The 14,858-nt window shown below is 31.3% G+C and carries 15 protein-coding genes; 7 read left to right on the top strand and 8 right to left on the bottom strand.

Going from position 1 to position 14,858, the window contains the following annotated elements:
• Positions 1-608 precede the first annotated feature (608 nt).
• From Q4Q34_RS17965 to Q4Q34_RS17955, 3 genes are read right to left on the bottom strand one after another with little or no spacing between them, the layout of a single operon-like run.
• The gene (locus Q4Q34_RS17965) at positions 609-1,577 is read right to left on the bottom strand and encodes a glycogen-binding domain-containing protein (protein ID WP_303317799.1); all 969 of its coding nucleotides are present in this window, start codon (positions 1,575-1,577) and stop codon (positions 609-611) included.
• Positions 1,565-2,542, bottom strand: a complete 978-nt coding sequence (locus Q4Q34_RS17960) for a retropepsin-like aspartic protease (RefSeq protein WP_303317798.1) — start codon at positions 2,540-2,542, stop codon at positions 1,565-1,567. The genes Q4Q34_RS17965 and Q4Q34_RS17960 overlap by 13 nt, the downstream gene beginning before the upstream one ends.
• Before the next feature lie 42 nt (positions 2,543-2,584).
• Entirely contained in the window at positions 2,585-3,448 is an 864-nt protein-coding gene (locus tag Q4Q34_RS17955; protein ID WP_303317797.1) for an alpha/beta hydrolase, read from the bottom strand.
• 48 nt (positions 3,449-3,496) lie between these two features.
• Here Q4Q34_RS17955 and Q4Q34_RS17950 point away from each other — a divergent pair, with 48 nt between their 5' ends.
• A complete protein-coding gene (locus Q4Q34_RS17950) occupies positions 3,497-4,117 on the top strand; it encodes an L-threonylcarbamoyladenylate synthase (RefSeq protein WP_303317796.1) in 621 nt (206 codons plus the stop codon).
• An 83-nt stretch (positions 4,118-4,200) separates the two neighbouring features.
• Here Q4Q34_RS17950 and Q4Q34_RS17945 read toward each other — a convergent pair whose 3' ends face one another.
• The 4 genes from Q4Q34_RS17945 to Q4Q34_RS17930 form a co-directional block, all read right to left on the bottom strand.
• Complete coding sequence (locus Q4Q34_RS17945; protein WP_303317795.1) at positions 4,201-5,421, bottom strand: alpha/beta hydrolase-fold protein; 1,221 nt, start codon at positions 5,419-5,421, stop codon at positions 4,201-4,203.
• 198 nt (positions 5,422-5,619) lie between these two features.
• Positions 5,620-6,459, bottom strand: a complete 840-nt coding sequence (locus tag Q4Q34_RS17940) for an OmpA/MotB family protein (protein WP_303317794.1) — start codon at positions 6,457-6,459, stop codon at positions 5,620-5,622.
• 98 nt (positions 6,460-6,557) lie between these two features.
• Positions 6,558-7,547, bottom strand: coding sequence for a glycosyltransferase family 2 protein (locus Q4Q34_RS17935; protein WP_303317793.1), 990 nt, complete (start codon positions 7,545-7,547; stop codon positions 6,558-6,560).
• An 81-nt stretch (positions 7,548-7,628) separates the two neighbouring features.
• Positions 7,629-8,084, bottom strand: a complete 456-nt coding sequence (locus tag Q4Q34_RS17930; RefSeq protein ID WP_303317792.1) for a type I restriction enzyme HsdR N-terminal domain-containing protein — start codon at positions 8,082-8,084, stop codon at positions 7,629-7,631.
• A gap of 128 nt (positions 8,085-8,212) precedes the next feature.
• Between Q4Q34_RS17930 and holA the strand changes: the two genes are divergently transcribed.
• A complete protein-coding gene (gene holA, locus Q4Q34_RS17925; protein WP_303317791.1) occupies positions 8,213-9,220 on the top strand; it encodes a DNA polymerase III subunit delta in 1,008 nt (335 codons plus the stop codon).
• A 1-nt stretch (position 9,221) separates the two neighbouring features.
• Complete coding sequence (locus tag Q4Q34_RS17920) at positions 9,222-9,887, top strand: uracil-DNA glycosylase (RefSeq protein WP_303317790.1); 666 nt, start codon at positions 9,222-9,224, stop codon at positions 9,885-9,887.
• A gap of 300 nt (positions 9,888-10,187) precedes the next feature.
• On the opposite strand, the gene Q4Q34_RS17915 is transcribed toward Q4Q34_RS17920, so the two are convergent.
• Positions 10,188-11,300: a C1 family peptidase gene (locus tag Q4Q34_RS17915; protein WP_303317789.1), complete on the bottom strand. Its 1,113-nt coding sequence runs from the start codon at positions 11,298-11,300 to the stop codon at positions 10,188-10,190.
• A gap of 54 nt (positions 11,301-11,354) precedes the next feature.
• Between Q4Q34_RS17915 and Q4Q34_RS17910 the strand changes: the two genes are divergently transcribed.
• The 4 genes from Q4Q34_RS17910 to Q4Q34_RS17895 are packed head-to-tail and all read left to right on the top strand — an operon-like array spanning position 11,355 to position 14,855.
• A complete protein-coding gene (locus Q4Q34_RS17910; RefSeq protein ID WP_303317788.1) occupies positions 11,355-12,194 on the top strand; it encodes a 1,4-dihydroxy-2-naphthoyl-CoA synthase in 840 nt (279 codons plus the stop codon).
• Positions 12,194-13,096, top strand: coding sequence for a 1,4-dihydroxy-2-naphthoate octaprenyltransferase (gene menA, locus Q4Q34_RS17905; protein WP_303317787.1), 903 nt, complete (start codon positions 12,194-12,196; stop codon positions 13,094-13,096). Before Q4Q34_RS17910 ends, menA begins: the two co-directional genes overlap by 1 nt.
• 43 nt (positions 13,097-13,139) lie before the next feature.
• Positions 13,140-13,817, top strand: coding sequence for a metal-dependent hydrolase (locus Q4Q34_RS17900; protein ID WP_303317786.1), 678 nt, complete (start codon positions 13,140-13,142; stop codon positions 13,815-13,817).
• Positions 13,818-14,855, top strand: a complete 1,038-nt coding sequence (locus tag Q4Q34_RS17895; protein ID WP_303317785.1) for an o-succinylbenzoate synthase — start codon at positions 13,818-13,820, stop codon at positions 14,853-14,855.
• Positions 14,856-14,858 lie beyond the last annotated feature (3 nt).

Below are 14,858 nucleotides of genomic sequence, written 5' to 3'. Positions count from 1 at the left end.
ATGTCAATTCCGAATGCTATCAAAAACAAAATATATTTTGTTTGAAGATATGAAGCTGAGCTTTCGAAGAGGAATCCCATCCTTATTAGATTTCTCGAAAGTTTATCTTGAGCGAAGTCGAAATGCTCATACTTCGCTCTATCGAAATCACAAACAACTGAAAATCATTGATTTAATATTGTTTTTTGTGAAAAATTAAATCAAATTGACCTTTAGCTTAAGATAAAAATCAATAGATTTCAAAATAAAGGTCTGAAAAGTCATTATATAATAAATGTTTTACTTTTCAGACCTCTTTATAAAGAAAGCTGAGAGCTTTCCCGGGCTAGAGTGGTTTAATTAAATTGTGAAATATTTTTATTAAACGAACGATCTCAATCGAAATTTAATTTTTTAAAAATACAATAGACTTATGATAATCATGAGAACAAATCTCTCAAAAAGGAAGACAAATCGTTCTTAATACTTAAAGCTTTGATTACATCTGAAATTTTTCAGATAATGAGTTCAAAAAATTGTGTAGGGAAAGCTTTTATCTTGAAGTATATGACAAAAGTGAAGATTGAAACAAAAACAACCTAATGCCAATAAAAGCTTTTTTTCATACATTATTTTACCATGCAAACTGAATTTACATGGCCGTTTCCATCATATTCTTTTACGCTATTATTAGGGTCTACAACCCATACGCCATCTACAATAAATTTGTAGTGATGTTTCCCTCCAGATAAAGGGACTACATACTTCCACCCGTAATCCATTTTCCGCATAACAAATTCGTGCTCGTTCCAATTATTAAAAGAGCCGGCAAGAATTACTTTTCTCGCATTGGTATAACCTTTAAGTTTGAATGCTGTGTATTCTTTTATATCGATTACAGAATTATATTCGCCGAACTCGTTTTCTGTTTTATTGGGGTTATTGGGATCTTCCATCCAGTGACCATCCACAATAAAACGGTATTGGTAAACATCTGGTTTTAATTGTAAAGTTAATTCCCAGCCTGTTTTCGTTTTATTCATTTTAAAAAGAGACTCATTCCATTTATTAAATGAACCTGCTAAAATTACTTTTTTTGCATCCTTGTAACCTTTTAATTTAAAACAGGCATTACCATCTTTATTTGGATAAGCGGTATACATCTTTAAGTTATAGACGCCCCGAAGTTTACGTCCATTTTTAATAGCTTTAGAAACGTTTGGATCTTTTTTTGAAGGTTCTGCCCAATAAGCATTGTTTATAACAAACTTAAATTCCCATGAAAATTCATCTGTAAAATCTCCAATATGCTTTCTGAGTTCATAATTGAATTCATCTATCTTTTTCATTTTCCAGTTGTCTCTGGACCATAAATTGAATTCTCCTGAAACTACAACATTTTCAATATCAAAATCCTCAAAATCATGAGTTTGTTCGGTATGCTCTTGAGTAAACTTTGAATAATCTCTTGCATCAAAGGCAAACACTACGGTATCTCCTTTTATTTCATAGCCTTTAAACGTATTATTTTGTCCAAGCGAATAGAAGCTTATAAAAGCAAAAATTAAATAACTGATATGTAATTTTATTTGCTCCACTGTGTGTTTATAGGGTAATTTATAAAATATAATTTTTCTTTTTGATAATTAATAATAGTTCTTTTCTGAGCAAAAAATTCATATCCCAGAATACCATCTAATTGTGTTCCAAAGGCTTTATTCATTTTATTTAAATTTGTTAGAACAGTAAGCATAGGACCAAAATAAACAGTTTCACTTAGTTTAACACGATGCAATTTTCCTGCCAAAACTTCTATTTTTTTGTTACTAACTCCAGATAAAGATAAGCGTCTTTTTGGAATAAAATATTTCAAAGCTTTTTTATTAATCTTTCTATTTATTTGGTTAAATTCTGCAGCAGAGTCTATTCCAAATGTAACGTTTTGATTATTAATTGTCCCGTTTATTACAATGGTATGATTTTTTAAGTTAAAAGTTAAACTATCTACAATTTTTTCCAAATACACATTATTATTTAACTTGTTACCAAAACGATCTACTTTAGTAAGTGTTATCTGATTTAGATGTAAGTCTATAAAAACTTCATAATCTTTTAAAATACTATAGCCTATAACTCCTAAAAGCTTAATTTTTTTACTTTTTTCTATGTGAGACATATCAATAACGTCAGAGTCTTTATCACGAAGTTTTAAACTTTCTAAAGCAAACTCTTTTACGCTTCTTTCATATGAATTATCTATCGATTGTATTACACCAGAAGTTTCTTGTGTTTTTCTTTGATAATTATAAAAATCCGAAAAATGAACTTTATTAAGTATCATGGTTTCCGAACCTGTATCAACAATAAAGTTTCCTTTTTTATTTAAAAGTTCTGCTTCAACGACAATTAAATGATCTACCAGTTTAAATGGAATTCTGGTGATATGATTATTTAAGACTTCAGCTTGGGTAAAAAAAATAGGTGTATAAGTATCACCATCATTTGCATGTGCCAGATTGATACTAAAAGCTAGAAAAAAGATAAAATAAAAGGATCTTAGCATACTATAAAGACTAAGATAAGTATGAATTGTTACACTATAAGATCACAAATAATTATTTATGAAAACTTTAAGTTTTGTCCATGTGTCTAGTAATTCTATACCATCCCAACCGTGACCTGCATCTGGATATAGAGTAAACTGATTTACAACACCTAGATTTTCGAGCTTATCTCGTAAATCGGTTCCTTGTGTTGTAGGAATTAAAGGGTCTTTACCACCATAAAACAAAATAGATGGAGGAGCTGAAGCTGTAGCACGATGTAGCGGACTAGCTTCTTCTAAAAAGGATGTTACCGGATCTATACCAAATAAATCTAATAATTCTTGTAACTCTGTATTTGTATTATCTAAATAAGCAGGATCTGTGAGATTAGTAGGTCCTACTATACTGCAAACCATTTTTGTGTTATTATCATTATCAAAAGCATAACTCCATAAGAGCGATAAATGTCCGCCAGCACTGGTGCCTATAAAACCAAAACTTTCAGAAATATTATACTTTGTTTTATTATTCTTTAAATAATTAATTATAGTAGAAATGTCTTCAATTTGCATTGGGTAAGGGGCATTGTTTGCATCAGCTAATCTGTAATTGATGTTTGCAATAGCTAGATTTGGAAAATCTAATCGCAATAAATCTTTGATAGGATTCATGTCTTCCTTATCGCCCGATGTCCAACCGCCACCGTGTACCAAAATCATTGTTTTAGTATTTGAATTTCGATTTGCAGGTAGATATAAATCAAATTTTTGATCACTACCTGTGCCATAGGAAATATCTTGTTCTACATAGTAACTTCTTGGATCTAAACTATTAGTAATCTCTTCTTCAGCGGTTTCATTTGAACAATTAAGACATGTTATTATAAAGATTAAGCTTAAGAAATGATATTTTAGACTTCTCATAAAGAAAATAGTATTTACTTTGTAAAACGATAATGCAAGATAATTATTATGGCTGATTTTTTTAGAATATATGAAGAAAATCCTAATCCTAAGGAGGTTGAAAGGGTAGTGGCTATTCTAAAACGTGGAGGAATTATTATTTACCCAACAGATACTGTTTATGGTCTTGGGTGCGATATTACAAATATTAAAGCCTTAGAACGTATTGCGAGAATCAAAGGAGTAAAGTTAGAAAAGTCTAATTTCTCGTTTGTATGCCGTGATTTAAGTAACTTAAGTGATTATGTAAAGCAAATCGACACTTCGGTTTTTAAGATTTTAAAAAGAGCACTTCCTGGGCCTTATACATTCATTCTTCCTGGGTCGAAATCATTACCTAATCCTTTTAAAAAAAGAAAGACAGTTGGTATTCGTGTACCGGATAATAACATTGCTTTGGAAATTGTAAAACAACTGGGAAACCCTATTATATCCACTTCTATACGGGATGAGGATGAAGTTATTGAATACACTACAGACCCTGAGCTTATTTTAGAAAAATGGGATAATTTGGTTGATTTGGTTATTGATGGTGGTTATGGAGACAATGAGGCATCTACAGTTATAGACCTATCTGAAAGCGAACCTGTTGTTATTAGAGAAGGTAAAGGAAGTTTGGAGATTTTTTGATGCTTTACAACCAAATTCTAAAAAGGCTTTTGTGTATAGCAAATGCAACAAAACTAGGAAAGAGAATCATTTCTAAATCTACACTAATCGCTATCTTTTGCCTTTATTTTCTTTTCCAAATTATCCAGGTCAGCTTGATAGAATTCCCATTCAGGATCTTCGGTTTTCTTAATCATCTTTAATGCTTTCTCATAACTATCCTTAGCTTTTTGTAATTTGCCGAGTTTTTCGTAAGCCATTCCTAAATTGGAGTATGCATCATGGGAATTTGGGTTTGCATCGACATTGGCTTTAAATGCATTTACAGAATATTCATTTAAATCTTCTATTCTAAGAAAAGCATAGCCAAGATTAGTTAAGGCATATTCATTTGTCACTTCATATCCATATTTTTCGGAGAGTTGACTGAAGTATGTAATAACTTTTTCGATCGCATCATCTGGTCCTCCCTGCTGCATAACTTCTTCTTTGGTTTTAGGGATTTCATATTGAGTTGGTTTAAAAATAAAGCGTAAACCATTATATATCGAAGGTAACCCTACAGAACCATGAGATTCTTCAGGCATTGGGTCATATCTGAATCGAAGACCTGTCTCTTTATGAGCATTTATATAGTTTTTGAACTCTCCACTTAACTTAAGAATATTCCCGCGCATATTTCCACTATTTTCATTGGCTAAGGTTAAATAAAAAGTTCTATTAGGTTCTAAATGATCAGTAAATATGCTTTCGAATTCTTGAGAATTTAATTCATTTGGATACCATAAACTAGGACTGATGGTAAGATATGCATTAAAGAGTTCTGGTTTTTTAAAAAAAGTATAAACGTTGAAAAGCCCTCCTAAAGAATGTCCAACGATTATTTTGTATGGAGCTGCTTTATATGTTTGTTCTACGTACGGAATTAATTCTTTATCAAGAAAAGCTATAAATTTATCAGCGCCACCTGTTAATCCCATCCTTTCTCTATGTTTCTTACTAAGCTCTGGAGAATCTGGGGTCAAATCACGATTGCGCCTAGTATTCCTTATACCCACAATGATCATCTTAGGAATGAGTTCATTCAAATAAAGATATTCAACGGAGCCTACAGCATGTGAAAAATTATAATAACTATCAAGCAAATAGAGAACGGGATAAGTTTTATCTGATTCTTCATAGTTTTTAGGTAGATAGATTTCCAGCATTCTATCCTCATCTAGTATTTCTGAATGAATTGTGGTGGTTTCACCTATAATGATAGCGTTTTGAGAATGGCCTGAAAAATTTAATAAGATTAAGCCGATTAGCAGAATGTATTTCATAGGTTAGTTTTTAAAATTGCTTACAACAATGGATATGTACACTGGTACACATATATTTAATATATATTAATTACAAATCTAATGGATTTAAAAATAGGCTAGCTATTATTATTTTATTAATGATCTTCTAATAATAGAACCCCATAAAAAAAGCCCAACTTAAAAAGTTGAGCTTTGATTTATGTTTTTCAAAACTGATTAGTTTCCTCCAGCTTCAAGATTTTTCATTTCTTTTTCAATCATATCATAAAACTGATCGATTTTTGGAAGCACAACAATACGTGTACGTCTGTTTTTTGATCTGTTTTCTGCAGTATCGTTATCTACTAATGGAACGTAAGAACTACGACCAGCAGCAATTAATCTACCAGGATTTACATTTAAAGTCTCTAGTACTCTAATAATAGATGTAGAACGTTTAACACTTAAATCCCAGTTATCTAATAAAGGCTCTTTTTTATAAGGAACACTATCTGTATGTCCTTCTACCATACATTCAAAATCTGGCTTGCTATTTACAACTTTAGCAACTTTTGCAAGAACATCTTTAGCTTTAGATGTTACATTATAGCTACCACTTTTAAATAATAGTTTATCTGCAATAGAAATAAACACGACACCTTTTTCTACATTGACTTCAATATCCGGATCGTTGATTCCTACTTCGCGTTTAAAGCTTGTTACTAATGCTAAAGTAACACTATCCTTTTTAGTAATAGCATCTTGTAAGCGTGTGATTTTTAAATCTTTTTCTTTAATGCTTTCTAACGTTTTCTCGATGTTACTAGCTCCCTTTGCAGATAAAACCTGTAGATTATCATTATTTTTACGTAAATCTGCTATTTGTTCTTCTAAGGCAGTAGCTCTTGCTGTTGCAGCTGCTTTATCTGTTATACAGGCATTTAATTTTACCGTTGCGGAATTAAGTAAATCTTGAGTTTCTTTTTGTTTTGCTTCTAAGTCTGTAAATTGTTTTTTAGAAACACATGAACTTAAGAGAAGTGTTGTAGATAAGCTAATTAATAAAAGTCTTTTCATAATATGTTGTGTGGATTTATTTTCCTTAAAATTGATTAAACAAAAATATATAAAAAACGTTAAATTTTAACAATGTTAACAAAACTTTTGCTAACTATTTATAAACTTTCGTAATCGGTCTTCTTATTTACGAAATAATCAACTACAATGGATGTTCTTTGGTAATATTTTATTTTGTTTTTTATAGATTTTCGTTGTTTTAATAACCTTCTTAAGTTATAATAGAATCCGAAGTGCGCTTTTATTATTGCTATAGTATGTTTAGGTTTTAATTCAAACAAAAACTTCATTCCAGCCATGCCGTCTAAAATTAGTCTAACAAGTATTAATGGAAATAATAGTCCTTTAGCATTTTTAGTTAATGTAAACAAACTGTTTCTAAAGTTTAAACAAGTTTTTTTAGGGTTGGTCGCATCAAGTGTAGCACCACCAACATGGTAAATTTCAGATTGCCCAATATATTTTATGTTGTATCCTAAATTTTTAGCACGCCAGCATAAATCTATTTCTTCCATATGCGCGAAAAAGTGTTTGTCTAACCCATTTAGTTCTTGAAATACGGGTCTTCTGATAAAAAAACAGGCACCAGATGCCCAAAATATTTCAGAGTTATCATTAAACTGTCCAGAGTCCTTTTCAATAGTATTAAAAATGCGACCTCTACAATAAGGATAACCATACTTATCAATAAACCCCCCGGCAGCACCAGCATATTCAAAATAGTCTTTCTTTTTATAATCGAGTAGTTTAGGTTGAATGATGACAGTATTTGCTTCTTTTTTAAAAGTTTCAAAGATGGGTAACAACCAGTTTTTAGTAACTTCTACATCACTATTAAGTAAACAAAAAACATCAGCATTCAAATCTTTCAAAGCTTCATTATATCCCTGAGCATAGCCACCATTTTCTTTGTTTTCAATTATTTTAATTGATGGGTAAGTTCCTTTTAAAAAAGAAATTGAATCATCTGTCGACGCATTATCCGCAACGTATACATCTGCTTCTTTTGAATGTTCAATTACAGATGGTAAAAACTGTTCTAAAAGCTTTCTACCATTCCAATTCAATATGACGATTGCTATTTTCAAGTTTTAAGTGTGTCGTTTAAAAGTTTATTTTCTATTTACTACATATTTACTGAACACTGAACACTGAACACTGAACACTGCTTACTGCGACTGCTTACTAAAATCAGGAATTTCTTTTAAAAAATTATAGCGTTCATTTTTAAAATCCATCTGGCAATAATAATGATTTAATCCGTTTGTAACCATTAAATATGTTGCATTTAACTTTAAATTATAACGAGCTATTTGATCGAATGTACTTTGGTTTATAACAATTTTCGGAGCCTTGCATTCTACTATTAAATGAATACTTCCATTAGAATTATACACCACAATATCGTAACGTTTTTTTAAAGAGTTAATAATCAGTTCTTTTTCAACATTAATTAAAGATTTAGGGTACCCTTTGTTATTTATTAAATATTGAACACAGTGTTGGCGTACCCATTCTTCGGGTTGTAAAATCACAAATTTTTTGCGAATACTATCGAAAATAGAAACTTTATTTTCGTTATTTTTGAATCGAAACGAAAACTTCGGAAAATTAAGTGCTTGCATGAACGCATCCTGATTTTTTTCAAAGTTAAGTTACAAAACCAGAAATCACAATATTCAAGTACTAAATCCTTAAATAATTATAATTCTCAATTTGGTTTTAGTGTTTGTAATTCGAAAATTAAAATAGTTTGGACGAAGTCAAACAATTAGTCACAGATATAAAGAATAAAAACCTGAAACCGATCTATTTTTTGATGGGAGAGGAGCCCTATTATATAGATAAGATCTCCGATTTTATTGAAAGCACTGTTTTGGCTGAAGAGGAACGTGGTTTTAATCAAATGGTTTTGTATGGCCGAGATGTAGCTGTTGAAGATATTGTTAGTAACGCTAAGCGCTATCCTATGATGGCAGAATATCAGGTGGTTATTGTTAAAGAAGCTCAAGATTTATCACGGACTATTGAAAAACTGGCCTCATATGCAGAAAATCCACAACCTACAACCGTTTTAGTAGTTAATTACAAGTATAAAAAGATAGATAAGCGTAAGTCATTGTATAAAACGCTTAAAAAAACGGGTGTAATTTACGAAAGCAAAAAACTTTATGAAAACCAGGTAGCTGATTGGATTCGACGTGTGTTATCTCCTAAAAACTATTCTATTTCACCTAAAGCTGCGCAAATGCTTGTTGAGTTTTTGGGAACGGATTTAAGTAAAATAAATAATGAGTTAGAAAAACTTCAAATTATTTTACCAAAGGGAACTCAAATTTCGCCTGAGCATATTGAAGAAAATATAGGCATAAGTAAGGACTATAATAATTTTGAATTACGTAAAGCTATTGGAGAAAGAAATACCATAAAGGCGTATCAAATTATTAATTATTTTGCTGAAAACCCAAAGGATAACCCAATGGTTGTAACAGTGTCTTTGCTTTTTAATTTCTTTTCACAGTTACTTCATTTTCATGGTTTAAGCGATAAATCGCCTAGAAATGTTGCATCTGCTTTAAAAATTAACCCCTATTTTGTGAATGAATATATAGCGGCAGCAAGGCATTACCCAATGCGTAAAGTAAGTATGGTTGTTTCTACATTAAGAGATTTTGATGTGAAAAGTAAAGGTGTAGGGGCTAATGCGGTTTCGCAAGGAGATTTATTAAAAGAATTATTAGTAAGAATATTATCTAATTGATATGAATGTAGAAATTCACGAAAGCTGGAAGCCTCATTTAAAAGAAGAGTTTGATAAACCTTATTTTAAAGAATTAGTAAGTTTTGTAAAAACAGAATATAAATCTCAAACTTGTTTCCCACCAGGTAAACAAATTTTTAATGCTTTTAATCATTGTCATTTTAACGATGTAAAAGTTGTAATTATTGGTCAAGATCCATACCATGGACGTGGACAAGCAAATGGGTTATGTTTTTCTGTAAACGATGGTATTCCTCACCCACCATCATTGATCAATATTTTTAAAGAGATAGAAACAGATTTAGGAATTTCATACCCAAAAAGTGGTAATCTGATGCGATGGGCAGACCAAGGTGTGTTATTACTAAATGCAACGTTAACAGTTAGAGCACATCAAGCAGGGAGCCATCAAAAAAGGGGATGGGAAACCTTTACTGATGCTGTTATAAAAACTATAAGTGAAAAGAAAAAGGATATTGTGTTTTTACTTTGGGGTGGTTATGCAAAGCAAAAGGTTAAACTAATAAATACTCACAATCATAAAATATTAACTTCGGGGCACCCTTCACCATTAAGTGCTAATAGGGGATATTGGTTTGGCAATAAACATTTTAGTAAAACTAACTTCCTGTTGGAGCAAGTCTCTCAGACTCCTGTTCAATGGTAATTTGAGGTGTAAGCACCACAGGTTTTTTATTTGTTTTACCAGCAGTTCTATCAATTTTATTTGTGCTAAATTTTAGCAATAATAAATTAATAATTACCAATACAGCGAGGGAGATAGTAATTGAAAGTAACATAGTTTTGGGTATTAAGTCGACAAAATACAAAATTTTATCGTTTAAAAACAAATTTATCCGACAAAAATTAATTATTTACAAAAATAATAAAAAAAGAACTACACTTATGTACGTATAAGTACGTATTTTTATATTTTTATTACTCTGTTAAAATTTGCTATGCATATTTAAGCTTTTCTCAAGATTTTAAGAACTTTTTTATGGAGTGCATTTTTATGGAGTGTTACAGAGATTGTTTTTAATTTGAAGTATGACTCACTCATATAAATATAGCCTCCATGATTAACTCTTTTTGGGTTTTTACCCCAAGAATTTTTAACTTTATAATAGGTTGTTCCATTCTGATCTTTTACTAACCCAGTGATATGCATTAAATGATCGTCTGTAGTATTATAGTTCTCAAATTCTTGTTGTCTGAACTCTTGTGTTATTTTCTTTTCTTCTGATACATTTATTAAAGCATCTGCTATATCTATACCATCAATGGGAATAATCGCTAGTCCATGTTTAGATGAAAAAGTTTTTTCACTAACATCACAGTCTAATTCAATAGTAAAACCTTTTTCTAATGCATTATTTACAGTATTTGTAAGTTCATCTAGAGTCACATTAAAAAATTTGCCATTAGAAAAATTATCAGGAATGTTAAGTATAAAATTTGTGTGATAGGGCTTATGAGAAAATGATGTAAGCGTTACATAGTTTTTTGGATTTATCTTGACCTCTTTCATAAAAGATAAAGGCGAATACTTTTTTCCGTTATAATCAAAACTTTTAACATTTTCACCAAGAAAGGTATCTAAAATGTCATTAGTTCTTTTTTTCCAATTAAATGTTTTTGAGTCTTTTATGTACAGATCCAAAGTTTTTTTCAATGTATCTACCAATTTAGAATGATCGTGTTTGGCGTTTCCATTTTTTAAACCAGAATAGATCGTGTTTGGTACGAGTCCATGTGCCGAAATGCTATTCATAACATCATGTGCTAATCCCCCCTGACTAAATTGCGTTTTACCCTGTCTCATAACATAGTTCCATGATTTGTTGAGATATGTATGACGAACATTATACATTTCAGATAAATCTATTTTTTTTCCTGTAATACGAATTATTTCACTTTCAAGAAATGATGACGTAGAAAAACTCCAACAAGTCCCTGTTTTACCTTGGCTAATAACATCTGTAGCTTCAAGATCTATAATGGCCTTAAAATCATAAGGTTGAGAATAAGATAAAAGTGTGAAGCAAACTAAAATGAAAGCTAAAAAGTTATTTTTCATAGCGAAGTAAGTGATTTAATGAAATAAAATTTATTTTTGACTAAAATAATAAAAATGAACCAAGAGAATTGGGTAACTGCTAAAAAATATCAAGACATCACATATAAAAAATGTAATGGTGTCGCACGTATAGCTTTTAATAGACCAGACGTCCGAAATGCTTTCAGACCAAAAACAACAAGCGAATTATATGATGCCTTTTATGATGCAAATGAAGATGTTAATATAGGAGTTGTATTATTATCAGCAGAAGGGCCATCGACTAAAGATGGAGTGTATTCCTTTTGTAGTGGAGGCGATCAAAAAGCTAGAGGGCATCAAGGTTATGTTGGAGAAGATGGATATCACCGTTTAAATATTTTAGAAGTGCAACGATTAATCAGGTTTATGCCAAAAGCAGTTATTGCTGTTGTGCCTGGTTGGGCTGTAGGTGGAGGACATAGTTTGCACGTTGTTTGTGATTTAACCTTAGCAAGTAAAGAACATGCTATTTTTAAACAAACAGACGCCGATGTCACTAGTTTTGATGGAGGCTATGGATCTGCATATTTAGCTAAAATGGTTGGACAAAAAAAAGCGCGTGAAATATTTTTCCTAGGAAGAAATTACTCGGCACAAGAAGCTTACGAAATGGGGATGGTAAATGCCGTAATACCACATGATGAATTAGAAGCCACAGCTTATGAGTGGGCTCAAGAAATACTAGCGAAATCACCAACCTCTATAAAGATGCTTAAATTTGCTATGAATTTAACAGATGATGGTATGGTAGGGCAGCAAGTATTCGCTGGAGAAGCCACTCGTTTAGCCTATATGACAGATGAAGCCATTGAAGGTAGAAATGCTTTTTTAGAGAAGCGTAAGCCTAATTTTGCTAAAAAATGGATTCCATAATGAATAAAGTCTCTCTTTGGATTTCGACGATGCGTCTACGGACGTTACCTTTATCAATATCTGGGATTATTTTAGCATCATGTTTAGCTGAATATAATGGATGCTTTAAGTGGAGAATAGGTATTCTTGCTATTTTTACAACATTAAGCTTTCAAATATTATCCAATTTGGCCAATGACTATGGTGATGGGGTTAAGGGCACCGATAATAATGATAGAATTGGCCCAGAACGCGCCATACAATCTGGAAAAATATCCCCTGAAGAGATGTTTAATGCCATTAAAATAAACGTTTTAATTTCTATTGGTTTAGCCTTTTTGCTCATTTTTAGTGCATTTGGAGTTAAGCATTTTTTGCTCACATTTTTATTTTTTATACTAGGTATCGCCTCCGTTGCCGGAGCCATAAAATATACTGTTGGTAATAACCCTTACGGTTACAGAGGTTTAGGGGATCTTTTTGTATTTATTTTCTTTGGTTTAGTAAGTGTTATTGGTTGCTATGTGCTATATGCCAAAACAATAGATCATGTTGTTTTTCTTCCAGCATGTACTATAGGTTTATTGAGCGTAGGAGTTCTTAATCTTAATAATATGCGAGACATTGTGTCTGATGAAAAATCAAATAAGAGAACATTAGCGGTTAAAATGGGTGTTAATAATGTTAAGATATATCATTATGCGCTAATTGGGTTAGCCATTATATTGTCCGCTTTATTTGGTATTTTATATTACACCTCTCCTTATAATCTAATTTTTATTGTGACCTATATACCTTTGTTAATACATATAAGAACGGTGCGTAAAAATACAGTTCCCAAATTGTTAGACCCAGAACTGAAAAAGTTGGCATTAACAACCGTTTTATTAGCCATACTCATGGGAGTAGGTCATTTGTTATAGTTTTTTTGTATTTTTCTTTTACAAAATATAATACCACAAAATAATGAAAATCACATTTTACGGTCACGCTAGTTTAGGCATACAAGTAAATGATGTTAATATACTTGTAGATCCATTTATTTCTGGAAACCCAAAAGCATCACATATTGATATAGATCAATTAAAAGCTGATTATATCTTAGTAACACATGCGCATCAAGACCATATTTTAGATGTTGAAGCTATAGCTAAAAGAACTGGAGCTATAGTGGTTTCTAATTTTGAGATTGTTTCGTATTTCGAAAAATTAGGAATTGAAGGCCACCCTATGAATCATGGTGGAAAGTGGGACTTTGATTTTGGTATCGTAAAATATGTTAATGCCATTCATACCTCATCATTTCCAGACGGAAGCTATGGAGGTCAGCCTGGAGGTTTTGTAATAGAAGGTGAACATAAAAATATTTATATCGCTGGAGATACTGCTTTGACTTACGATATGAAACTTATTCCATTACAAACAAAGCTGGATTTAGCGATTTTACCTATCGGTGATAATTTTACAATGGGTATTGATGACGCTATTTTAGCGAGTAATTTTATTGCATGTGATAAAGTTTTGGGATATCATTTTGATACATTTGGTTATATTGAAATTGATCACGAAGTAGCCAAACGCAAGTTTTTCGAAAAAGAAAAAGACTTAATGCTTCTTGAAATTGGCGGCTTTATCGAATTGTAAATGATAGTTGCGTCGTATAAAAAATACATTTTAAACTTTAAGCAAGCTAGTGGTACTTCACGAGGTATTTTAAAAACTAAGGAAACATGGTTTCTTATTTTAAAATCCGAAGACAAACAAGGTATAGGTGAATGTGGATTGTTTAGAGGACTTTCAGCCGATGATAGGCCAGATTACGAAGAAAAATTGCAATGGCTTTGTAAAAATATCAATAATGATTTAGATGATTTATTATCCGAATTAATTGAATTCCCTAGTATTCAGTTCGGATTAGAAACTGCTTTTAAGTCTTTAAAAAGTCAAAACAAATTTGAATTATTTCCATCAAAATTCATTCAAAGTAAAGATTCTATTCCAATAAATGGTTTAATCTGGATGGGAACAGAAGCCTTTATGAAACAGCAAATTAAAGAAAAATTAGATGCTGGCTTCTCTTGTATTAAGATGAAAATTGGAGCTATTGATTTTCAAACCGAAATAAATCTTATAAAATCCATTAGAAAAGAATTTACTTCTAAAGATATTGAATTACGAGTAGATGCTAACGGTGCATTTTTACCTTCTGAAGCCCTAGAGAAATTAAAAGTATTATCAGATTTTAATTTGCATTCTATTGAACAGCCTATAAAACAAGGGCAAACAGAAGTTATGACGCAATTGTGTATAGACACCCCATTACCAATAGCTTTAGATGAAGAATTAATAGGCATATTTTCTGTAACAAATAAGCAGAAATTGCTACAAACTATAAATCCACAGTATATCATTTTAAAACCCAGTTTGGTAGGAGGTTTTAAAGGAAGTAACGAGTGGATTGATATTGCAGAACACCAACAAACAGGATGGTGGATTACTAGTGCTTTAGAAAGTAATATTGGGCTTAATGCCATTGCTCAATATACGTATGGTAAGCAAAGTAAAATGCCCCAAGGGCTTGGAACTGGTGGATTATTTACTAATAATTTTGAGTCTCCATTACAAGTTAAAAATGGTACATTGCAATACAATAATAGTATTAAATGGAATATAAATCTATAATAT

Origin of the sequence: Flavivirga abyssicola, assembly GCF_030540775.2 — a bacterium.
Classification (GTDB): Bacteria; Bacteroidota; Bacteroidia; order Flavobacteriales; family Flavobacteriaceae; genus Flavivirga; species Flavivirga abyssicola.
This window is presented reverse-complemented; position numbering and strand designations above follow the sequence as displayed.